This window comes from Pseudobutyrivibrio sp. C4 (genome assembly GCF_900111635.1).
Lineage (GTDB): Bacteria > Bacillota > Clostridia > Lachnospirales > Lachnospiraceae > Pseudobutyrivibrio > Pseudobutyrivibrio ruminis.
On sequence record NZ_FOHF01000003.1, the window covers coordinates 159,674 to 180,320 of the forward strand.

General features: G+C 36.5%; 39 protein-coding genes. 36 read left to right on the forward strand and 3 right to left on the reverse strand.

Features of this window, described 5'->3' with window-relative positions; genetic code table 11:
• Positions 1 to 144: 144 nt before the first annotated feature.
• The 3 genes from BMY66_RS07285 to BMY66_RS07290 all read right to left on the reverse strand — a co-directional run bounded on the left by BMY66_RS07285 (position 145) and on the right by BMY66_RS07290 (position 1,116).
• Entirely contained in the window at positions 145 to 384 is a 240-nt protein-coding gene (locus tag BMY66_RS07285; RefSeq protein ID WP_143064514.1) for a hypothetical protein, read from the reverse strand.
• A gap of 5 nt (positions 385 to 389) precedes the next feature.
• On the reverse strand, positions 390 to 563 hold the full coding sequence (locus tag BMY66_RS13750) for a hypothetical protein (protein ID WP_177175612.1): 174 nt from the start codon (positions 561 to 563) through the stop codon (positions 390 to 392).
• Positions 564 to 738: 175 nt separating this feature from the next.
• Complete coding sequence (locus BMY66_RS07290; RefSeq protein WP_090394693.1) at positions 739 to 1,116, reverse strand: helix-turn-helix domain-containing protein; 378 nt, start codon at positions 1,114 to 1,116, stop codon at positions 739 to 741.
• A 134-nt stretch (positions 1,117 to 1,250) separates the two neighbouring features.
• Between BMY66_RS07290 and BMY66_RS13755 the strand changes: the two genes are divergently transcribed.
• The 36 genes from BMY66_RS13755 to BMY66_RS07450 all read left to right on the forward strand — a co-directional run bounded on the left by BMY66_RS13755 (position 1,251) and on the right by BMY66_RS07450 (position 20,637).
• Complete coding sequence (locus BMY66_RS13755) at positions 1,251 to 1,418, forward strand: hypothetical protein (protein ID WP_177175613.1); 168 nt, start codon at positions 1,251 to 1,253, stop codon at positions 1,416 to 1,418.
• A 131-nt stretch (positions 1,419 to 1,549) separates the two neighbouring features.
• Positions 1,550 to 1,765, forward strand: a complete 216-nt coding sequence (locus BMY66_RS07295; protein WP_090394694.1) for a hypothetical protein — start codon at positions 1,550 to 1,552, stop codon at positions 1,763 to 1,765.
• Between the two features lie 20 nt (positions 1,766 to 1,785).
• On the forward strand, positions 1,786 to 2,253 hold the full coding sequence (locus BMY66_RS07300) for an RlpA-like double-psi beta-barrel domain-containing protein (protein WP_090394695.1): 468 nt from the start codon (positions 1,786 to 1,788) through the stop codon (positions 2,251 to 2,253).
• A gap of 1 nt (position 2,254) precedes the next feature.
• Positions 2,255 to 2,446 carry a hypothetical protein gene (locus tag BMY66_RS07305; protein ID WP_090394696.1) on the forward strand — a complete coding sequence of 64 codons (192 nt, stop codon included), beginning with the start codon at positions 2,255 to 2,257 and terminating at the stop codon, positions 2,444 to 2,446.
• Positions 2,447 to 2,460: 14 nt separating this feature from the next.
• Positions 2,461 to 2,616: a hypothetical protein gene (locus BMY66_RS13760; RefSeq protein ID WP_177175614.1), complete on the forward strand. Its 156-nt coding sequence runs from the start codon at positions 2,461 to 2,463 to the stop codon at positions 2,614 to 2,616.
• 18 nt (positions 2,617 to 2,634) lie between these two features.
• Positions 2,635 to 3,501, forward strand: coding sequence for a DUF6291 domain-containing protein (locus BMY66_RS07310; RefSeq protein WP_090394697.1), 867 nt, complete (start codon positions 2,635 to 2,637; stop codon positions 3,499 to 3,501).
• A 201-nt stretch (positions 3,502 to 3,702) separates the two neighbouring features.
• Positions 3,703 to 4,173 carry a hypothetical protein gene (locus BMY66_RS07320; RefSeq protein ID WP_090394699.1) on the forward strand — a complete coding sequence of 157 codons (471 nt, stop codon included), beginning with the start codon at positions 3,703 to 3,705 and terminating at the stop codon, positions 4,171 to 4,173.
• The gene (locus tag BMY66_RS07325) at positions 4,133 to 4,618 is read left to right on the forward strand and encodes a hypothetical protein (protein ID WP_090394700.1); all 486 of its coding nucleotides are present in this window, start codon (positions 4,133 to 4,135) and stop codon (positions 4,616 to 4,618) included. The genes BMY66_RS07320 and BMY66_RS07325 overlap by 41 nt, the downstream gene beginning before the upstream one ends.
• 3 nt (positions 4,619 to 4,621) lie before the next feature.
• On the forward strand, positions 4,622 to 4,780 hold the full coding sequence (locus BMY66_RS13765) for a hypothetical protein (protein ID WP_177175615.1): 159 nt from the start codon (positions 4,622 to 4,624) through the stop codon (positions 4,778 to 4,780).
• A complete protein-coding gene (gene dcm, locus BMY66_RS07330; protein WP_090394701.1) occupies positions 4,767 to 5,777 on the forward strand; it encodes a DNA (cytosine-5-)-methyltransferase in 1,011 nt (336 codons plus the stop codon). The genes BMY66_RS13765 and dcm overlap by 14 nt, the downstream gene beginning before the upstream one ends.
• Before the next feature lie 38 nt (positions 5,778 to 5,815).
• Positions 5,816 to 6,013 carry a hypothetical protein gene (locus BMY66_RS07335; protein WP_177175616.1) on the forward strand — a complete coding sequence of 66 codons (198 nt, stop codon included), beginning with the start codon at positions 5,816 to 5,818 and terminating at the stop codon, positions 6,011 to 6,013.
• Positions 6,006 to 6,488, forward strand: coding sequence for a DNA cytosine methyltransferase (locus BMY66_RS07340; RefSeq protein WP_090394703.1), 483 nt, complete (start codon positions 6,006 to 6,008; stop codon positions 6,486 to 6,488). Before BMY66_RS07335 ends, BMY66_RS07340 begins: the two co-directional genes overlap by 8 nt.
• On the forward strand, positions 6,485 to 6,676 hold the full coding sequence (locus tag BMY66_RS07345; RefSeq protein WP_090394704.1) for a hypothetical protein: 192 nt from the start codon (positions 6,485 to 6,487) through the stop codon (positions 6,674 to 6,676). The genes BMY66_RS07340 and BMY66_RS07345 overlap by 4 nt, the downstream gene beginning before the upstream one ends.
• A 1-nt stretch (position 6,677) precedes the next feature.
• Positions 6,678 to 6,941, forward strand: a complete 264-nt coding sequence (locus BMY66_RS07350) for a hypothetical protein (RefSeq protein ID WP_090394705.1) — start codon at positions 6,678 to 6,680, stop codon at positions 6,939 to 6,941.
• Positions 6,942 to 7,107: 166 nt separating this feature from the next.
• The gene (locus BMY66_RS13770; protein ID WP_177175617.1) at positions 7,108 to 7,257 is read left to right on the forward strand and encodes a hypothetical protein; all 150 of its coding nucleotides are present in this window, start codon (positions 7,108 to 7,110) and stop codon (positions 7,255 to 7,257) included.
• A 4-nt stretch (positions 7,258 to 7,261) separates the two neighbouring features.
• A complete protein-coding gene (locus BMY66_RS07355; protein WP_090394706.1) occupies positions 7,262 to 7,510 on the forward strand; it encodes a hypothetical protein in 249 nt (82 codons plus the stop codon).
• A gap of 181 nt (positions 7,511 to 7,691) precedes the next feature.
• Complete coding sequence (locus tag BMY66_RS07360) at positions 7,692 to 7,877, forward strand: hypothetical protein (RefSeq protein WP_090394707.1); 186 nt, start codon at positions 7,692 to 7,694, stop codon at positions 7,875 to 7,877.
• Between the two features lies 1 nt (position 7,878).
• Positions 7,879 to 8,118 (forward strand): DUF3850 domain-containing protein, encoded by a 240-nt coding sequence (locus BMY66_RS07365; RefSeq protein ID WP_090394708.1) that lies wholly within the window; start codon positions 7,879 to 7,881, stop codon positions 8,116 to 8,118.
• A 108-nt stretch (positions 8,119 to 8,226) separates the two neighbouring features.
• Entirely contained in the window at positions 8,227 to 8,442 is a 216-nt protein-coding gene (locus BMY66_RS07370; protein ID WP_143064515.1) for a hypothetical protein, read from the forward strand.
• Positions 8,435 to 8,776: a hypothetical protein gene (locus BMY66_RS07375; protein ID WP_090394710.1), complete on the forward strand. Its 342-nt coding sequence runs from the start codon at positions 8,435 to 8,437 to the stop codon at positions 8,774 to 8,776. Before BMY66_RS07370 ends, BMY66_RS07375 begins: the two co-directional genes overlap by 8 nt.
• On the forward strand, positions 8,769 to 8,999 hold the full coding sequence (locus BMY66_RS07380; RefSeq protein WP_090394711.1) for a hypothetical protein: 231 nt from the start codon (positions 8,769 to 8,771) through the stop codon (positions 8,997 to 8,999). The genes BMY66_RS07375 and BMY66_RS07380 overlap by 8 nt, the downstream gene beginning before the upstream one ends.
• A gap of 4 nt (positions 9,000 to 9,003) precedes the next feature.
• The gene (locus BMY66_RS07385; protein WP_090394712.1) at positions 9,004 to 9,252 is read left to right on the forward strand and encodes a hypothetical protein; all 249 of its coding nucleotides are present in this window, start codon (positions 9,004 to 9,006) and stop codon (positions 9,250 to 9,252) included.
• A gap of 3 nt (positions 9,253 to 9,255) precedes the next feature.
• Positions 9,256 to 9,627, forward strand: a complete 372-nt coding sequence (locus BMY66_RS07390; RefSeq protein WP_090394713.1) for a hypothetical protein — start codon at positions 9,256 to 9,258, stop codon at positions 9,625 to 9,627.
• Positions 9,628 to 9,879, forward strand: coding sequence for a hypothetical protein (locus BMY66_RS07395; protein WP_090394714.1), 252 nt, complete (start codon positions 9,628 to 9,630; stop codon positions 9,877 to 9,879).
• Between the two features lie 21 nt (positions 9,880 to 9,900).
• Positions 9,901 to 10,119, forward strand: coding sequence for a hypothetical protein (locus tag BMY66_RS07400; protein WP_090394715.1), 219 nt, complete (start codon positions 9,901 to 9,903; stop codon positions 10,117 to 10,119).
• A gap of 139 nt (positions 10,120 to 10,258) precedes the next feature.
• Positions 10,259 to 10,924, forward strand: coding sequence for a helix-turn-helix domain-containing protein (locus BMY66_RS07405; RefSeq protein ID WP_242942689.1), 666 nt, complete (start codon positions 10,259 to 10,261; stop codon positions 10,922 to 10,924).
• On the forward strand, positions 10,875 to 12,329 hold the full coding sequence (locus BMY66_RS07410) for a terminase large subunit domain-containing protein (RefSeq protein WP_090394716.1): 1,455 nt from the start codon (positions 10,875 to 10,877) through the stop codon (positions 12,327 to 12,329). The genes BMY66_RS07405 and BMY66_RS07410 overlap by 50 nt, the downstream gene beginning before the upstream one ends.
• An 11-nt stretch (positions 12,330 to 12,340) precedes the next feature.
• Complete coding sequence (locus tag BMY66_RS07415) at positions 12,341 to 14,386, forward strand: portal protein (RefSeq protein ID WP_090394717.1); 2,046 nt, start codon at positions 12,341 to 12,343, stop codon at positions 14,384 to 14,386.
• 2 nt (positions 14,387 to 14,388) lie between these two features.
• Positions 14,389 to 14,745, forward strand: coding sequence for a ribosomal-processing cysteine protease Prp (locus BMY66_RS07420; protein ID WP_090394718.1), 357 nt, complete (start codon positions 14,389 to 14,391; stop codon positions 14,743 to 14,745).
• A 121-nt stretch (positions 14,746 to 14,866) separates the two neighbouring features.
• Entirely contained in the window at positions 14,867 to 15,832 is a 966-nt protein-coding gene (locus BMY66_RS07425; RefSeq protein WP_177175618.1) for a hypothetical protein, read from the forward strand.
• Between the two features lie 33 nt (positions 15,833 to 15,865).
• Positions 15,866 to 16,888: a N4-gp56 family major capsid protein gene (locus BMY66_RS07430; protein WP_090394720.1), complete on the forward strand. Its 1,023-nt coding sequence runs from the start codon at positions 15,866 to 15,868 to the stop codon at positions 16,886 to 16,888.
• 56 nt (positions 16,889 to 16,944) lie between these two features.
• Positions 16,945 to 17,226, forward strand: coding sequence for a hypothetical protein (locus BMY66_RS07435; RefSeq protein WP_090394721.1), 282 nt, complete (start codon positions 16,945 to 16,947; stop codon positions 17,224 to 17,226).
• Between the two features lie 65 nt (positions 17,227 to 17,291).
• On the forward strand, positions 17,292 to 17,687 hold the full coding sequence (locus tag BMY66_RS07440; protein WP_090394722.1) for a hypothetical protein: 396 nt from the start codon (positions 17,292 to 17,294) through the stop codon (positions 17,685 to 17,687).
• Between the two features lie 9 nt (positions 17,688 to 17,696).
• Positions 17,697 to 19,526 carry a hypothetical protein gene (locus tag BMY66_RS07445; protein ID WP_090394723.1) on the forward strand — a complete coding sequence of 610 codons (1,830 nt, stop codon included), beginning with the start codon at positions 17,697 to 17,699 and terminating at the stop codon, positions 19,524 to 19,526.
• Entirely contained in the window at positions 19,523 to 19,669 is a 147-nt protein-coding gene (locus BMY66_RS13775; RefSeq protein WP_177175619.1) for a hypothetical protein, read from the forward strand. Before BMY66_RS07445 ends, BMY66_RS13775 begins: the two co-directional genes overlap by 4 nt.
• Positions 19,669 to 20,637: a hypothetical protein gene (locus tag BMY66_RS07450; RefSeq protein WP_090394724.1), complete on the forward strand. Its 969-nt coding sequence runs from the start codon at positions 19,669 to 19,671 to the stop codon at positions 20,635 to 20,637. Before BMY66_RS13775 ends, BMY66_RS07450 begins: the two co-directional genes overlap by 1 nt.
• Positions 20,638 to 20,647 lie beyond the last annotated feature (10 nt).

The following is a 20,647-nucleotide window of genomic DNA, read 5'->3' on the forward strand; positions in this document are numbered from 1 at the left end:
CTGACAATAGTCCTACCTGCAAGTTTCTCTCATCAAATCCCAGTCGTTCTGACTTCCCATCGACTATCTAAACTGCAGGTAGGATTATTTTTGAGAAAAAAAGGACCTTAACATTTCTGTAAGGTCCTTGGTGTAGCTTAATATTTAGTTATCAGTAGTATCTGGTGATGTATTTTCTATAAATGGAAAAACATCAAATAAGTTATATTGAATAATATAAGTTAACATTAATTCACATAAAGTAACTGCTTCAAGATATTTATTTTGGTCAATTTCAACTCCACCAATATGTATATTGAAGTTTAAATCTTCCATAGTGCTTAAAGCATTATACACATCTTTTTTATTAATTTCATTAACACTACAATCATCATTAAATGTCATAGTCATTAATCCCTTTCACCAAAAATATCACCAAGTGCTTCTAAATATTCTTCCTGATCAAAATCAGGATAATCTTTTCTGCTTAGAGCAATTATATTAAAGTTTTCATCAAACACATACATATATTCACTACAAGCATCCAATAATTCCTGAGAATAAATATTTTCAATACTAATCATATATCCAATTTACCACTCATAATTCCAATTATAATAAGTCCAGCAGCTAAAAGTATTACATTAATAATACTTTTAAAATGTTCATTTTCTTTTGTGCTTGTAATTCTATAGAGCATAACCAAACCAAACACTACACAAAAAACATATTTTAAAATGGAATACACAATATTCATATCTATTCCTCACTACTAATACCATCATGTAACTGCTCAACAATTTCTCTAAGCATATGTACCTGTTCTGGTGTAAGTTGAGCAATTAATTTCATAAGTTGATACTGAAAATCATTTTCATCTGCTTTATACATTGCAGCAGTCATTTCAGCAATTTCAATTTCTCTAGTTCTTTCCTGAAACATTGAACCTTCACCAGTACGAAGCCAAAGTTCATTAACATGATATATTCTGCAGATATCACTAATACTTCTATCTGTAAGATTACGTTTTCCATTTTCTATTAATGAAATTGTTCCAGCAGTTAGATTAATATCATCAGCAAATTTTCTGATGCTTAAGCCTAATTCTGTTCTCAATTCTTTAACTCTATTATTCATAGTAATCTCCTTTACACACTAAATATATCATTATTTGTTTACAAAGTAAAACAAAATTTAAAATTGGGGTTTACAAAGCAATCAATAAATGTTATATTAAGTTTACAAAGCAAACAGACATAGGAGAAAAAAACATGTCAGACAAGAAAATGACTCCCCAGGAGAGAGAAGATATCAATTTAATCATGCAAACAGTAGAAAAGCTACCTGCTGACAAGAAAACCTTTGTAAAAGGTATTGCAGTAGGACTTGCATTTGAGGATAGCACAGCAAAGGAAAAAGCTAAGCTATTGCAGCAGTAGATAATTCATTGCAATGGCTATATGTGCCTAGTAGAACTCCTATCAATAAATCTTTAACCAAGGCCATTAGTTACCACAAAAGAAAATACATGCTACTAGGTACTTATAACCATTGCAGAAAGGAGAATAACATGCCAGCGGTTGCATTAACACCAGAGCAGAAGCTTGAAGACTATGAGAAGAAACAATTCCGAGCAATTAAAAAGAGTCTGGATGAAAACAACATAAGTTACACAGCTATAGCGGAGCTGGTCCATATTACACCGCAAGCAGTTTACAGCCAGTTTAAAAAGAAGGAATTGTCTAGGAAAGTAATCAATGCAGTACAGATACTGCAGGAAATCTAATAGAGAAGGGGGAATAATACATGAAAGCAAAGAGAATATTGTGTGTAGTGCTTTGTGCCACATTGCTAGTTGCAACAGCAATTCATGTCAGAGGTTCAACTAAGCTGACAGTAGATAATAGGAACCCATATGAACAGCCTATTCTAATCAGAGCAACGTGCTACACATCTGATGAGGGAGCTATAACTTACTCCGGCCAGAAGGTTAGAACAGGCATTATTGCAGGCAAGAAAGACTGGCAGGGTAGTGTAGCTCTTTTGTATACCTACAAGATGGTAGGGGGGGAGCCTATCCCAGTTGAATTAATAGGCATATATGAGGTCTTAGATACCGGAGCAGGAATTGATACCGATGGTGATGAAAAGGGAGATTCAATCATAAACGGACAATCAATTGATATCTATCAGCCAACAATGCATCAAGCAGAAGAGTGGATAGATGAATATGGTGACTATGTAATGATGATGTTAGTAGAAGGTGAGGGATGATATGAGAAAGAGACAGTTTCATAACTTCGATTTGCGAAAAGAGCAGGCAATGAAGGAAGTCAAGGAAGATACATTTAATCTTATTAATGCAGTTTACAAAGCAGATAACATTTCAGCAGAGCAGAAGAATACAACAATCGGTTATTTGATAATTGCAGGCATTCAGACAGTAGATAAGATTAAGGCTATTTAGAAAGCGAGGATCTTATGGAAGAAAACAATCAAGTAGTAATTGATGTCAATAAAGCCAAGGCAGCGGTGCTTGACTACCTTATGACTAAGATTATGGAAAAAGATTTTGACTCCATTGCAGCAGTAGCTGGGGATGTACTAAACAAGGTGCTTGAGACTGGCAAAAGCTAGTGCAAGTAGTAGGGAATAATGATGAGAGAAAACGTTTTATTGTACACCAATTTCATAGATAAGTTTGAGAGGTTATCAGATGAACAGTTTGGAATGCTTATAAGAGCAATTCTAGAGTATCAATCTACTGGTGAGATACCTGAAATTACAGATTCTATAGTTGCTCTATCTTTCGATACAGTAAAGCCTGATATTGATAGAAACAATCAGAAATATGAGGATATGTGCGAAAGAAACCGCATTAATGGCAAAAAGGGTGGCAGACCTAAGAAAGAAGAAAACCCAAATAAACCGAGTGGTTTTTCAGAAAACCAAGTGGATGCCACAGAAACCGACTCAAACCCTAATGATAATGATAATGAATATGATAATGAGAATGATATAGATATCGTTAATAAATCTAACTCATTACATTCGTTAGATTGTATTAACTCGTCAGCAACGAGTGCTGACAAAAGCGAGGATGAAAAATATCAGGACCTCATTAAGGATTTGAAAAAGCGAAACGAGGAAAACAAAGTCAAGCAAATAGTTGCTGAATACGAACGAGTTTGTACTTCCCTTCCTGGTATTCGCAAACTTTCAAAGCAAAGAAGCGGAAAGGTAAGGGCAAGGCTTAAAGCCTTCACTGATGATGAAATCTTCTTAGCATTTAAGAAAGCTGAAGAATCCGACTTCTTAAGCGGTAGAAGTGGTACATGGAAAGCATCCTTTGACTGGTTCTTTGAGAATGACCAGAACATTACAAAGGTGCTGGAAGGCAATTACGATAACAAACCAATTTCTAAACCCAAACCCAAGAATAATTTTAACAATTTTAAGCAACGCAATTATGATATGCAAGCGCTAGAAAAGCAGTTACTAGGTAGGGCCACAAGTGGATAGCTTTTTCAAAGTTTGGAAGATAGCACAAGAAAAGTTTGGGTTAGAACGTAAAGTTCATGTAGACATGGATGAAGCGTATATCCGTATTTACAATAACGGAGATGTTATTGTAAGAGCTGATGGAGAAAGAGAAGATTTAGAGCATTTATACATACAAGCTGCATCAAGACTAGCTACCTGGATGCAATTAAGGGAGAACACATGAAAAGAATATGCGTTGTTTGTGGCAAGGAATTTAATCCAAAGAGAACTGCAATTACCTGTTCTGAAGAGTGCAGAGTCAAGCGTAGGCAGGAGAGAGTGAGGCAATATTATCACGAACATGCTGACGAGATTAAGAGCTACCAGCGAGAATATGCGCAGGCCAACAAGGAAAAGGAAGAACAAAAAAAGCAAGCTAAAAAGCGTGAAGAGAAGTTGCACATCTTGAAAGCAAACAAAGATGATCCACAGTGGATTAAAGATTATTGCAGTGCAGATAGACTAACACAAGTAGCAATGCTTGCTATTGCATTGACTGACTATCAAATACAGCTTATGACTTACGGAAAGTTAAGTCAGCTATGGTTGACAGACCAGTATCTAGCCTGGGAAAAGCAGGTGTTCAAACTAAAGAGAAAGGATAATAAAAATGCTAAGAAAGACACCATTAAGAGCAAAAACAGGACTTAAGACATATAAGCCATTGCAGGCTAAGACAGGATTAAAAAGCAATTCTAGCCTTAGAGCAAAGCAGAGCTTAAGAGACTCTTATGCAGCCAAGATTAAATCAGGCGAAAAGAGTAAACCAAAGGTGTCCAATAAAGCGTACAAGCCAAGCTACAAGTATTTTAGTGTTTTCACTGATGATTTGAATACATGCTTAATTACAGGAGACACAAAAGAAGCAGGTGCAGCGATTGAAATACATCACATTTTTGGTGCAGCAAATAAAGCAAATTCTGAGAAATACGGATTTATCATGCCGGTGAGAAATGACTGGCACAAACTAGAAAGCTATAGCCTACATCAAGACATAGAATTAAAAAATTACTGGAAAAGAAAATGTCAGACCTACTGGCTAGAGAATATCGGAACCAAGGAAGAGTTTATAAAAGTGTTTGGAAAATGGTGGTAAGAGATGAGCGAGAGACTAAGAGAGATAGAGGAATACCTAGATAGATTTGCTACTAAGCATCACATCACAAGAGAGGAAGCCCTAAATTATGTGATGGTGAAGTTGTTTGAAGAGTACAAGAAGGACCAAGACAAAAAGGAAGAGGACGATGGGAACATTTGACAATTATGAATGTGAAGGCCAGATGGATATATTTGATTTCCTCAATCCTATGGGGCCTTACAAGATAAAAAAGCCTATTAGACTTATTGAATTATTTGCAGGCATTGGCGCTCAAGCAAAAGCACTTGAGAGACTAAAAGCAAATTTTGAACACTACAAAATATCTGAATGGGAAGTACATGCAACTGCATCCTATCACAAAATTCACATGAAGGATGATAAGACAGATTACAGTGAATCTTATACAGATAAAGAGCTGGTTGATTTATTGGACAGCATTGGAATCTCAGTAGATGGCAAGAAGCCAATGTCCAGGACAAAGATAAAAGCAAAGGGAGAGAAATGGCATAGAAAAGTCTATAACGATTTTATGGCTACTCATAATATCGGTTCTGTAACTAACATCAAGGGAGAAGATTTAGGCATTACTGATACAAATAAATATTGTTACTTACTTACTTACTCATTTCCTTGTCAAGATTTATCAGTTGCTGGTAAGCAAAAGGGAATGTCTAAAGATAGTGGTACAAGATCAGGACTACTTTGGGAAGTAGAAAGACTTTTGTATGAATGTAAAGAGCTTCCAGATGTACTTCTGATGGAAAACGTACCACAAGTTCACGGAGCTAAATTCAAAGCAGATTTTGATAGATGGTGCAGCAGTTTAGAAAAGCTAGGATATCAGAATTTTTGGCAGGACCTAAACGCTAAAAATTATGGTGTAGCTCAGAACAGAAACCGCACTTTCATGGTTAGCATATTGCAGCAGAATGTGAAATACGAGTTTCCAAAACCTTTTCCGTTAAAAAAGAAAATGAAAGATTATCTTGAAGAAAAGGTAGATGAAAAGTATTACATAAATTCTGAAAAAGCTAAACAGCTTATTGACAAGCTAATAGCAAATGGCACACTACCTGACAGACAGACAGACAGTGGATTTCTCACTCAAAAATCCAGGAGCAACACCAATCGCAAATTGTATCTGTGCAAGATATGATGCAGGAGTCACAAGCAGAGCGCACGAAGGAAGCTGTGTTGCAGAATATAGAGAAATATGGGAATAAGAACAGTAATTACAAGCCATTTGATAAAGCTGTATCTTACCCATTACACTCACAAGATTTTGTAAGAACTGGTTTTATGGAAATAGCCCCAACATTATCTGCAAGAGACTATAAGGATCCTAAGATAGTAACTGAAAAAGTAGGCAATATATTAGTAAAAGATGAATGAATTAATAATGTTAGGCTGCATGGATGGCAGTTTTGAAATCATTAATAGAGTCTATTCAACAGACGGAATCGCCCCAACCATCAATACTTGTGGTGGGGGGGGCAGAGAGCCAAAAATAATGGAAAAACAAACAGTAAAGATAAAACAGGCCACAAAAAAAGGATATATAGAATGTGAGGTAGGGGGGGTGGCCGACCTAAGTTTCCCTGACTCAAAAACAAGACGAGGTAGAGTAGTGGATAACGGAAATACATGTCCAACAATACAATGTGAAAATGATATCTGCAGAATTGAGAAAGCGGAGCATTACAGAATCAGAAAACTTACACCAAAAGAGTGCTTTAGGTTAATGGGATTTGATGATGAAGACTTTGAAGCTGCAGCAGAAGAAAATACTAATACCCAGCTATATAAGCAAGCAGGTAACAGTATTGTAGTTGATGTTTTGGAAAACATATTCAAGGAGATGCTATGAGCTATAAAGAATATAAAAAAGGTGACAAGGTTATTTACCGAGTAAATGAACCTTTTGAAAAAACGAAGGAATATAAAGGAACAGTAACAGAAGTACATGAGGACCATATTACAGTTGATGTTCCTGAAATTAGTTCGCATTTATGGATTGATAAAGATACTGATTACATGATTACAAGGGGAGAATAACATGTTTTTTGATGATCTAGAGCGTAGCTGTAAAAGGCTAGAACAATTCTTTGGTGGCAAAGCATATATCTACTTTGAACCATCTAACAGAACATATCAAATATCAGTCAGTAATGATGATTTAGTTAATAATTTTCAGTACAACTTTCCACAAGAGGAAAGCATCACACAGCCACGAATAAGAGCAGAGCTGCAAAAGATGCTTAAGAAATATATAAAACAAATGGAAATAGAGCAGGAGTTGATGAGAAAGGGGAAGCTATGAAGAGTTTAGTTGAGTATTTGTTTCATGAGCTAGTAATAACAGTAAAGACAAAGGTGGAATTTAGAAGATGAATAATGAATTATGGCAGGAAATAGGATATTTTGCTGCATTAATAATAGCACTGTTTTTAACAGACTGGTTAAGTGGGGGAAAGGGTGGTAAATAGATGGAAAAAATCATAGAAGACTGGGTAAAAGTCTGCAGACAATGTACACATTGTTACACAACAAAAGATGATCCAGACAGTATCAAGTGCAGATGCAGAAAGAAATGCAAGTTTGAGGATGCTGGATTAAAGGAAAGAAAGCGAGGATAAGTTTATGGCTATAAAAAAAGCACAGAAACCAATAGAAAGTTATGAGAAAGTATATGAAATGAAAGAAGATGAAAAATTAGCACCTGACCAGTATACGTTACGTTTTTATATTTATTTAGGTGGATTTTTAAATTACATTTTCAGAAAAGAACCAGTAGCAGGAAATGATGAAGACAATATAGATTGCATGAAGCGAGCATTAGAGAAAATCAATAAGCATCCTATTATCTGGAAGCTATTTTTCATGATCTAGGAAGTGTACATCTGCAGATTTTTATATAAAAGGGGAAAAGAAAATGTATATGGACATTGATAGATGGAGAACATTAATGAGAATTATGAAGCATAGTTTTCCAAAAGAATATGGAATATATGTAACAAGCCAGAAGGCAAAGTTACGTGGTGGATATAGAAGAAAGTAAGAGGGATTTGAAATGAATAAGGGAAAAATTATAGAGCAAATAATTGAAGAAAATAATGACAAAAGAAAGATTTGTAATTTAGAAATTGCACAGCAGCAGGGAATAATTCAAGGTATCGACTATATGACATATAAAATTGTAGATATATTGAATAATTCTAAATGCGAGGAACATGAGCCAGTAGAAAGTGAGGGCTGATATGAAGATACATACATTAAAGATACAACCAAAGTATTTTAAAGCCGTTAGGTTAGGCTTAAAAAATTTTGAATTAAGAAAAGACGATAGAAATTATCAAGTTGGGGAATTAGTTATCTTAAAAGAGTACGAAAATGGATCATACACAGGCAAAGAGATAAAGAATATCCCTATTCGTTATATTCTTAGAGATTGCCCTGAATACGGATTAAAAGAGGGGTATTGCATTTTAGGTTTTTAGAAAGTGAGGGAGTAAATGCTTGATTGGAAAGCAGAATATGCTATTGAGGGTATACAAAGAAAATTGTGCGAACAAAGACCATTAACTGAGAATGAAATACACATGGTAATGACTGCATTAAGAAAACAACATGGTTATACTCAGGAACCATATTATGAGCTTGTTTACCATGACGAATATGATCGACAAGAGAAAAGAATCATGAATCCTACTTCGCATAGCTGTGGAACTATTCCAGGTGAAGATTATATGTTGGTATCTGATGGCTTTGAATTACATTTCAATAGAGTTGTACCGAGAAAGAGAGGTACTGAGAATGAATGAAAGACACGAAGGACAATTAAAGTTAGCACACCAATTATACGACGATCGAGATTTAAAACAAGAGTTATTGTGGCAAAGAGAATTTCTTGATACTGGATATTTAAGCTATCAACAAGTTTGCTTTAATAAATGGATATTTGATGAATGCCTAAAGCGGTTAGAGGAACGCAAAGTAGGAAAATGGATAAAGGTAACTGAAACAGAATTTGGTATTGGGTATCAATGTTCTGAGTGCGGAAGATTTATCTTAACAGAAAGTATAGACGGAAGAAAACTTGAAGATTTCCCATATTGTCATTGTGGTGCAGTAATGAGAGGTAACGAGAATGAGTGATGCAAAGTTAACAGTAGATACAATAGTGGAGTTGCAAAACGAGATAGCAACCCAACGAGAGGTTATATGTAACCTAAATGCTATGAATGATGAATTGCAAGCTAAGTTAGATAAGATTAAGCAGATAGTTAGCGATTATGGGCTAACAAATGTAAATCTCTTAAGTGATGATTTAACAGATTTTGAAAAGGATATTCTTAGAGAAATATTAGAACAGGAGTAAAGCTATGACAGGGTATATAAATTTAGATGCAATCATGGAATATTGTCAAAATCAGAAAGATAAGACCATTAGCTGTAATGATTTAGCTAGATTTCCTACCGCAGATGTAATAGAACGTTCCAAGATTGATAATGCTAAATCCAATATTGAAATTATGCTTGAACAAGAAAAGCAAAAAGACGGAACTTATACGGACGTAGGACAGGGTATTGCAATAGCCCTAGGATTACTTAATAACGAATTAGGAGAGTAGAGCATGGAATTTAAAACATTTGTTAGAGCAGTATTAGATACACATTTTCCTGGAACAAAAGATGAAATTATAGAATCTGCAGCAAAGGCTATATGTAATTATACAGGACAGCCAATAATAAAAAATGAAGGCAAAACTATTCAGTTTTCTAAACCTAAATTTAAGGACGAGGAAGAAATCAAGGTTGGAGATATATGTACATATAAGAATTATGCAGAGAAATTTATAATTACAAAGATTGATGAAGGTAAGTTTTTTGAAGGTATTTATTTTAATGGCACAATAATTAGTGATGGCACAATATCATTAATTGAAAAAGTAGGACATTGTGATGAGTTGCAGCAGTTGCTGGATAAGATGAAAGGAGAAAATTAAATGAAAAACGTAGAGTTAAAAAAGAAATTTGAGGAAAAGTATGAGAAAGAAATGCATGAATTAAAATCTGATTTAGAGCTGGAAGTAAAAGAGACAAATGAAGGAATTAATGCAGCATATAAGTTTACACATGAAGGTCAGGAATATGGAGATAACATAAATATTCCTGAAGAATATATAGAAAAAGACGTTGATGAGATTGTAGATCTTATTAAAATGCAATGCACAATGTTGATAGAAGCATTGGATTAAATCCTGAAAGGGGGAAATGTTATGTACAATCCAAAATACGAGTGTTTTTGTCCATTCTACAAAGGAGAATATAGAAAAAGCGTATTGTGTGATGGTATTGCAAAGAATGAAGAGAAGATAATAAGGAACTTCACTTCTGAGGAAGAAAAATATAATTACATCAAGAAGCATTGCATAAACGATGAACCAGGAGAATGTCCAATATTTAAGATATTAATGGAGAACTACGGAGCTGATTAGCGAAAGCTAGTCAGCTTTTTTAATTACCTAAGAGGGTGGAAAAAAGAGAATAGATTAATTTAGGCTTAAGGTAACAAATGACACTTCGGAAAGACGATGAGGCCTTGAGCCTGACACTTCGGAAAGGACGATGGATGATATGGCAAAAAAGAAAGAGACAAAATCAAAAGATGCAGCAGTATCTGAAAATAAGAGTAAAAATAAGGCCACAGATGCAGCAGTAGGTAAGAAAGCAGCACCTAAAGGTGATGCAGTTGCAGCAGGGCCTCAAAAATCAAAAAGACTACTTGAAGTAGAAGAGAACAAGCTAACTTTGATTGAAGGCTGGGTAAGAGATGGAGTTATTGAAAGAGACATTGCTAGAAGGCTGGGATGTTCATATTCCACCTTAAGAGAATGGAAAAAGATATCACCGGCACTTTCGCTAGCCTTAAAAAAGAATCGTGAATATGCTGATTATGCTGTAGAGAGTGCATTATATAAAAAGGCATGTGGACACAAAGAATCAGTTATCAAACCCATGAAGATAAAGAGAACTGAATATGATCCTGAGACTGGAAAGCGTATAGCTGACTATGAAGAGATTGTATATGTCAAAGAAGAGGTATACATCCCACCAGATACACTTGCAGACATCTTCTGGCTAAAGAACAGAGAGCCTGATAAGTGGAGAGATAAAGTAGAGCAACAGCAGGATATTTCACTCGATGAGAATAGCGGTGTAATATTCCTAGCGCCAGTATTGGAGAAGAATCGTGAACCAGAACCAGAGAGTAATATGGCAGCCACAGCCGAAGCAAATTGAATTTATGCAAAGGCCTGAATTTGAGTGCTTATATGGTGGTGCTGCAGGTGGTGGTAAGTCTGATGCATTGCTTGCTGAAGCCTTAAGACAAGTTGATATACCTACATACAGAGGAATCATTTTTCGTGACACATACCCACAGCTTGAAGCACTAATATCAAGAAGTCAGATGCTATATAAGAGTGCATTTCCAACCTGCAGATATAACAAGAGCGATAAAGTGTGGAGATTTCCTTCCGGAGCGCAATTGTTTTTCGGTTATATGCAGAAGGATGATGATAGGTTTAACTATCAAGGTAAATCTTATGACTTCATAGGATTTGATGAGGTAACGCATTTTAGTTTCTTGATGTACATGTATATGTTTTCTCGATGCAGACCGACAGGAGCGACACCTGGAAAGCCTACACGACAATATATAAGAGCTACATGCAACCCAGAAGGAAAAGGCATGGGCTGGGTAAAAGAAAGATTTGTTACACCAGCAAAACCAGCAACTACCATATGGGATAATATGACCATTGTGACACCTGAAGGTGAAACAATGAATCTATACAGAGATAGAATATTTATTCCATCTACTGTATTTGATAATAAAAAGCTACTTGAAAGTGATCCTAACTATCTAGCTACACTTGCAGCACTTCCTGAAGCAGAACGAGAAGCGCTATTGTATGGAAGCTGGGATAGTTTCCAAGGCCAAGTATTTAGAGAGTGGAAAAATGACCCAGCGCATTACAAAGATAGAAAGTGGACTCATGTAATAGAGCCTTTTGATATTCCTTATAGCTGGAAGATTATTAGAAGCTTTGATTATGGATATTCAAAACCATTTTCAGTGGGCTGGAATGCAGTAGACCACGAAGGGCGCATGTATAGAATACATGAATGGTATGGATGTACAGGTACACCTAATACTGGCCTTCAGATGGAGCCTAGAGAAATTGCTAGAACTATTAAAGAGATAGAAGAAAACAATGAGTTGCTGAAAAACAGAAAGATAACAGAAGCAGTAGCAGACCCAGCAATCTTTGAACGTTCTACTGGACCATCTATTGCAGAAGTAATGGAAAAAGAAAGATGCTTCTGGATGCCAGCAGATAATACAAGACTAGCTGGAAAGATGCAGTATCACTATAGAATGGCCTTTGATAAGTTTGGTGACCCAATGTTTCAAGTATTTAATACATGCAAGCATTTTATTAGATGTATACCGCTTTTAGTGTATTCAGATAAACATCCTGAAGATATAGATACAGATATGGAAGACCACAATTATGATGAGCAAAGATATGCTTTTATGTACAATCCAATCAATCCTAGAGCTAACTATGCAACAAGAATTGACATAAATGACCCATTGAATCAAAGAGTACATGATAGAGGAAGATGGAGTAATTGGTAAAGGAGAACAAAATGAATTTACAGTTATTTGCACAACCAACAGAAGAAGACAAAAGAGTAATGCAGTCTCAAATGGAACAGATGGCTATTAATCAGCAGGCATTACAGGACATTCAAAGAGTAGAGCAGCAAACAAAGATGTTACAGCAAGAAGGCCTGAACAAAGCACATGACCCAGAGTTTAGTGCTTATTCAGAATACAATGGCAGTAATGAAGAAATGCCAAACTTAGGTGTAATTGGTCCTGCAGAAGTAAGAGAAGCTTTTGCTACATTCCAAAAGTACAAGGAAAAGAAGAAAAAGCTGGAAAATAAATACATGGATTATGAAAAGTTCTGGCAGTTAGAGCATTGGGATGTAATCAATTCTGACCCTGAAAATAAAAGAATTAAGCCTAAGAGTGCATGGCTTGTTAATACTATTCTTAATAAACATGCTGATGCTATGGATAATTATCCGGAGCCAAACATCTTACCTAGAGCAAAGGATGATGAAGCTACTGCAAAAGCTTTATCTAAGGTAATTCCAGCAATACTTGAGCAGAATGATTATCAAAAGACCTATTCAGATTGTGAATGGGATAAAAACAAGTTTGGAACATCTGTTACTGGAATATTCTGGAACAATGACTTGAATAATGGACTGGGTGATATTGATATTAAGTGCATTGATATTATGTCATTGTTCTGGAAGAGTGGAATTAATAACATTCAGGATAGTCCAAACGTTTTTGTTGTAAGCTACATGGATAATGAGGAATTAAAGGCAAGATATCCGATGCTTGAAAATCCTAGTGGTGATGCAGAAGATGTTTTCCACTATATACATTATGGAGAAGATATAGATGGTTCAGAGCAGAGTGCAGTAATTGACTGGTATTACAAGAGAAGAATAAGAACAGTAGACGAAAATGGTATACCACAGTTTAAAACAGTGGTTCACTATTGTAAGTTCTGCAATGAGCAGGTGCTTTATGCTACTGAAAATGACCCTAACTTTGCAGATACTGGATGGTTAGCACATGGATTATATCCTTTTGTATTTGATGTACTTCTTCCAGTAAAGTCTAGTCCTTGCGGTATGGGATATATAGACCTTATAGCAGATGATCAGATTTTCATTGATAAGCTTCAGAGAAATATCCTTGAAAATTCAGACTGGAATGCAAGACCTAGAAGTATTGTTAATCAGTCAGGTGGACTCAATGAGGAAGAGTATGTTAATACAGAAAATGCAGTAATTCATTTTGAAGGACATTTAGGTGAAGACTCATTTAGACAGTTGAATCCAGTACCTCTTCCAAATATCTATGAGACTGTATATTTACAGAAAATACAGGAAATGAAAGATACATCTGGTAATACTGCAGCATCACAAGGCCAGACAAGTAATGTTACTACTGCAAGTGGTATTGCATCATTGCAAGAAGCTGCAGGAAAGCTTAGTAGAGATTCTTCACAGGAAAGCTACAGAGCATTTAAGAATATCTGTTACCAGGTAATTGAGCTTATTAGACAATTCTATACAGAACCTAGATGCTTTAGAATTATCGGTGATGATGGACAGACACAGTATGTTGATTTCTCAAATGCTCAGTTGCAGGGACAGCCACAAGGACAGTTACCAATGCCAGATGGAACATTCCTTGATTTAGGAACTAGAGTTCCAATTCTGGATATTGAAGTAAAGCCACAGAAAAAGAGTGCATATTCTAAGGAGACACAGAATCAAACAGCACTTCAGCTTTACAACATGGGATTTTTTGCACCTAACAATGGAGATGCATCACTTGCATGTCTTGAAATGATGGATTTTGATGGTGTAGATAAAATTAAAGAAAGAGTACAACAGAATGCAACATTGTTTATGCAGGTCCAGCAACTTACAATGGCACTTATTCAGGTTGCACCAGAAACTGCAGCACAGATGGGAATAATCCCACAGATGCAAGCAACAGCACAACCACAAGGTGGTGGAAGTGTAGCACCTAAGTCAAGAGGAAGTCTTTCATCACAAGCAGCAAATGCTACTAGAGAGTCAACATCTCCAAGGAGTTAAGCATGATAGAGATTGAATACTATGAAAAGAATGGAAGATATGCAATATCAGCTAAAGGACATGCAAATTATGCACCTGAAGGCCAAGATATAGTATGTGCTGCAGTATCATCTCTTTTACAGACACTAGGCAACTATCTACTTGAACATGCACAAGAAGATGATATTACTATTTTGGAAGTAAAGTTTGAAAAGGGAGATTTAAACATAGAAGCTATTGAAGATTATTACATCAATAAGCTGGAAGTTCCTTATACAATGACTAAAGAAGGCCTTGAAGATATTGCAGAAATATATCCAGGATATGTAAAAATTTCTTGCAAATCTAAAATTGACACCTCAGAGGGTGGAAGCAAGTAAAAAATATTTTTTATCATTAAGCCATAGAACAGCGAGAAAGTTCTATGGCTTTTTATTTATGTGTTTATACCACGATTGCTTATTAATTAAGCTGACACTTCGGAAAGGAACGATGGAAAAAATGAAAAGAAAAATCAATTTACAGCTCTTTGCTGATGGTGGAGCAGGTGCAGGTGCTAGCGCAAGCACAGGTGCTGACTCAACTGGCAGTGAAGGAAGTGGAGCTGCTACTGGTGTATTAGGAGATTCCCCAGTATCTCAAAAAGGCGAGGACTTATCAGATGTTGTATATGGTGTGTCCAATAATCAGGATGTAGCCAATCCTACAGATGTTAAAACCACTAAAGACATCACCCCAGCGGAAAGACAAAAAGCTTTTGATGAAATGATTAAGAAAGGTGGAGAGTATGCAGAAGAGTTCAATAAAAGAACTCAGAGCATAATTGACAAGCGTTTCAAAGAAACCAAGGGTTTACAGGAACAGCTTGCAGGCCAGCAATCAATCATGGAAACATTAGCAGCCAAGTATGGAGTAGATGCTTCTGATTTACAGGCATTGACTAAAGCCATTGATGCAGACAATTCCATGTGGGAAGAGGCAGCATACAAAGAAGGCTTATCAGTTGAAGCGTACAAACAGAAGTTAGCTCTTGAGCAGGAGAATGCAAGACTTAAGGCAGCACAGGAAGAAGCTCAGGCCCAGCAGGGAGCAAATCAAATCTATGCTCAATGGGTGCAGGAGTCAGAGAACCTTGTAGCTAAGTATGGATTACAGAATTTTAACTTTCAAGCTGAAATGGAGAATCCAGAGTTTACACAGCTCTTAGGAAGCGGAATATCGTTCGAGTCTGCATACAAGACTATTCATTTTGATGAAATGGTTAATGGAGCAATGGCTCAAACAGCACAGTCTGTTTCAAAGGCAATGGTAAACAATATTCAGTCCAGAGCATCTAGACCTGCAGAAAATGGCACTCAATCCGCAAGCAGCAAAGTTTTTAAAACGGATCCTAACAAGTTAACGGACCGTGATGTAGATGAAGTAATAAAACGTGTTGCTAGAGGAGCAGAGATATCCTTTGGATAGTGTATGACTCCTCTATGCAGAGAGGAGAAAAAAATGAATAAGAACAGAAAATTAATTAATCTTCAGCTCATGACTGGACAGAACATGAATACAACAGGTTCTGAGGGCTTATCAAATCAGAATAAGACATTTTATGACAAGGTTCTTTTAAGAGATGCAAAGCCAAGTCTTGTTCATGACCAGTTTGCGCAGAAGCGCCCTATTCCTAAGAATGGTGGTAAGTCAATTGAGTTTCGTAAGTTTGCATCTCTTCCAAAGGCTCTTACACCACTTACAGAAGGTGTAACACCTGATGGTAGCCTTATGGAATCAACATCTGTTACTGCAACAGTTGCACAGTATGGTGATTACATCAAGATTACAGATGTTGTTAAGCTCACAACAATTGACAATATTCTTGTTGAAGCAGTTTCAATGTTAGGAGATCAGGCAGGTAAGACACTTGATACTATTACTCGTGATGCAATGGCTGCAGGCACAAATGTTATTTATGCTGGTGGTAGACTTTCAAGAGCAAATCTTACAGATTCAGATACTCTTACAGTTAATCTTGTAAAGAAGGCTGCAACACAGCTTAAGAGACACAATACACCAAAGATTGATGGCTCTTATGTAGCAATTATTCATCCTGATGCAGCTTATGATCTTACATCAGACCCAGCATGGATTGATGTACATAAGTATGCTGATGTAACACCTATTTTTGAAGGAGAAATTGGTAAAATTTCAGGTGTTCGATTCGTAGAGTCTACAGAAGCTAAGGTTTGGAGAGATAATACATGTCCAGTCCTTTCTGAAGCTTCTGGTAATAACCCAGCTACATACAAGGCTGTATTTTCAACAGTAGTTGTTGGTAAGAATGCTTATGCAACAACAGAAGTTGAAGGCGGTGGACTTGAGACAATCATCAAGCCTTTAGGTTCTGGTGATGATCCATTAAATCAGAGAGCAACAGCTGGATGGAAGGCTATTAAGACTGCAAAGATTCTTAATAACTCATTCATGGTTCGTATCGAGTCACTTTCTGAGTATTCAGCAATTGAAGATGCAAATTAGTTTCTGAAATGAAGGGAGACTAAGTTCTCCCTTCAAATTTAAGGAAGGAGCATAAAATGGCTAAAGAAAATGAAAAGGTAGAAGTACCTGAGAAGGCAAAGAAGAATGCTGCAGAAGAGTTAGTAGAAATTGAAATCCCTATTTCAGAAACACAGCAGGATGATTGGTTTTGCTGCGTAAATGGTAGGACATTCCAGGTACAGAGAGGCGAGAAGGTTAATGTACCTAAGTGGGTAAAAGAGGTATTTGATAACGAGACTCGCATGAACAAAGAGAGCATCAGAAGATCACAGGCATTACAGAAGAAGTTAGCTGACAAAGAGAAAGCTTTTTCGTAAGAGGTAATTATTAAGGGCAGCACAAGGAAAAGTGTTGCCCTTTTCTAAGAATAAGGAGAAACACTATGACTATTAGTGAAGTATTGGCACAAGTAGATGAAGTAAAACCAAACACTTATGATGAAAATTTAAAAATTACCTGGTTATCAGAGCTAGATGCCAGAGTGTTCAATGAGATTATTATGACTCATGAGCATGAGCTTGTAGATGATGGAGAAGGTAATTTAGTGGAGCCGACTTTTACTGTATATACAGAAAGTGATGAAGACGAAGAGCTTATCATTCCTACTGAATATGCAGATGTATATAGAAATTATTTGTATGCAAAGATTGACTTTTCAAATGGAGAGTCTGACAGATTTACAAATTCAATGATTATGTTTAATAGCAGCTATCAGGATTTTGCAAATCACTTTAATAGCACACATAAACCTATTCAGAAACCATTGAAATTATTCTAGGAGTAAATTATGAAACTACCTAAATTGAACGTTAAAAATGACAGTTTATCCGTTATCACAACATTCAATGGCCTTAATAGAAACCTAAGAATAGGCGAAAACGAATTCGCTGACATGCAGAATATGACCAATGATTATTATCCAGCTTTTGGAAACAGAAAGCAGCGAGGAATAATCAAAACACTCACTAATCCTATGGGAGTGTGTGGTGGTGAAAAGCTATCTTATGTTGATGATAACAAGCTATATTATGATGAGTCTTTAGTATTACAACTGGATGCAACAGATGAAGAAAGACAGCTTGTAATGATGGGCGCATATCTTTGTGTTTTCCCTGATGGCATTGTGTATAACACAATTGACCACACCCATGCGACAATTGAAAACTCAAAGACATCAACAGGCGCAATAACAATGAGAATGTGTAAGCTGGATGGTACAGAATTTACAGACCAGAATACATACATCGGAACTACAGCACCATCAAACACATCACAATATCCTTACTGGCTTGATACATCTCAAAGTGATTCTGTAATCCTTAAGATGTGGAGCAGCACTTATTCAATGTGGACATCCGTAGCTACAACCTATGTAAAGATATCATCCACTGGAATAGGCGAAGGCTTTAAGGAATATGACTCAGTAAAGGTATCTGGTATCAGAACAAAAGGCTATAACGATTATGACTTTAATGATACGTTAATCGTTTATGCTGCAGATACAGACTACATCATAGTTGCAGGCCTTATGGATTTATATTATCAGCAGGCTGCAGAATATCCTATTACAGTATCAAGAGAGCTTCCTAAGATGGATTTTATTTGCGAAATGAACAATAGATTGTTCGGTTGCAGATATGGCTTAAACAATGCTGGTGATTTTGTAAATGAAATCTATGCATGTAAATTAGGAGATCCTACAAACTGGAATTCCTTCCCAGGCTTACAAGGTGATAGCTACATTGCTTCATGTGGTAGTGAGGGAGCATTTACTGGAGCAGTGGCCTATGGTGGCTATGTATTCTTCTTTAAAGAGGATGGCTTCCACAAGCTATATGGCAATGCACCTTCAAACTTCCAAATGATATGGCGCCCATGCAGGGGTGTAGCAAAGGGAAGTTCTAAGAGCATAGCTGTAGTTGATGAGATATTGTTCTTTAAATCTAGAGATGCAGTAGTGGCCTATGATGGCTCAGAAGATACGATATCTGTAAAGCTAGGCCTTGAACCATTGTTTGATGCTGTAGCTTGTGGATATCGAAACAAGTATTACATCTCAATGCGTGACCAGGAATACAAATACAAGCTATATGTTTACGACATCACAAAAGGTACATGGACCATTGAGGATGATATGAGATGCAAATACATGGTATATGCAAACAATGCAACCTATTTGTTTGATTGGAGCAATACCATTTATGCAATAAACAATGAGTACATCTACCTTTACAATTTCCCTTCAGATAATTTGTTTCCAGCAGATGATTTATATCCAGGTTATGTCAATCTAGCACCATATGAAGGTGTAAGAGAGTGGAGCTTTACTACTGGTGATTTAGGTATGGATAATCCATATAACAAGTATGTAAAGCGTATCAATTTAAGAATGCAGCAGGATGTAAATTCTAAGGTAAAGATAGAGGTAGAATATGACTCTTCAGGAGACTGGGAGTATGTAACAGAGCATTATGCTGATAAAAAACGCAATTATGAAATACCTATAGCAGTAAGACGAGCTGACCACATTAGATTAAGAATATCTGGCTGGGGAGAGTTTAGATTATTCAGCTTAACAAGAGCAGTCGAAGGTGGAAGCGGAGAGGATGAATCATGATAATCTTTGAACACCCAAGCATTTCAAGTGAAAAGCCTGCATCAGAGCAGTTAAGACAGATGAGGTCTTATATTGATGATTTAGTTGATAGTTTAAATATGCTAGCTCAAGAGGTTGAGCAGCTAAAGAAAGGAGATAAATAATGGCATTCTTTTCCACTGCATCAGCTGACTATGCTAACGCTATTAATAGCTTAGTAAAGCCAACATATGAAAGTAAATACAACAATAAGATTGAGGAACAGCTTAATAAGATTCTCAATAGAGAAGACTTCTCTTATGATTTCAATGCTGACCCACTTTACCAAAACTATAAGGACCAGTATACAAAGCTAGGTAAAGAAGCAGCTATGAATGCATCAGCTTCAGCATCAGCTTTAACTGGTGGATATGGTAACTCTTATGCAGGTACTGCAGCTTCACAAGCTAATCAGCAGTATCTGACACAGCTTAATGAAAGAATTCCAGAGCTATACAATGCTGCAATGAATAAGTATCAGATGGAGACAGAGAACTTATACAATCAGTTTGGAGCATTGCAGACAGAGGAAGGCCGACAGTACGGAATGTATAGAGATAATGTATCTGACTACTACAGTGACTGGGGTAATCTACAGCAAGGATTTTCAACTGCACAAGCTCATGAAGAGTGGCAGGAAGGCATGGATTATCAGAAGGAAAGAGATGCAGTATCTGATGCACAGTGGAATAAGCAGTTTGATTACAATTCTTCAAGAGATAACGTATCTGATTCTCAGTGGGATAAGCAGTTTGCATACCAGCAGGCAAGAGATGCAGTAGCAGATTCTCAGTGGGAGAAAGAATACCAGCTTGCATTGTCAAAAGCTAGAAAGTCAGGTGGCAGTGGTGGTTCTGGTGGAAGCTCAAGAGGTTCTAGTAGCAAGTATGATTATTCAGATACAAACTACACTGGACAGATTAGAGAGCTTGTAAAGGCTGCAAGTGCTGCAAATGACTGGTCTACAGATACAGTTGCAGAATATATCAATGGCTTAGTAAATAAGAAAGCTATTACTTCTGAAGAAGCTGAAAAGCTTTATGAAAACGCAATGTATTCATATCCACAGTATAGAGATAGAGTAAATAGATAGGGAGAATCTT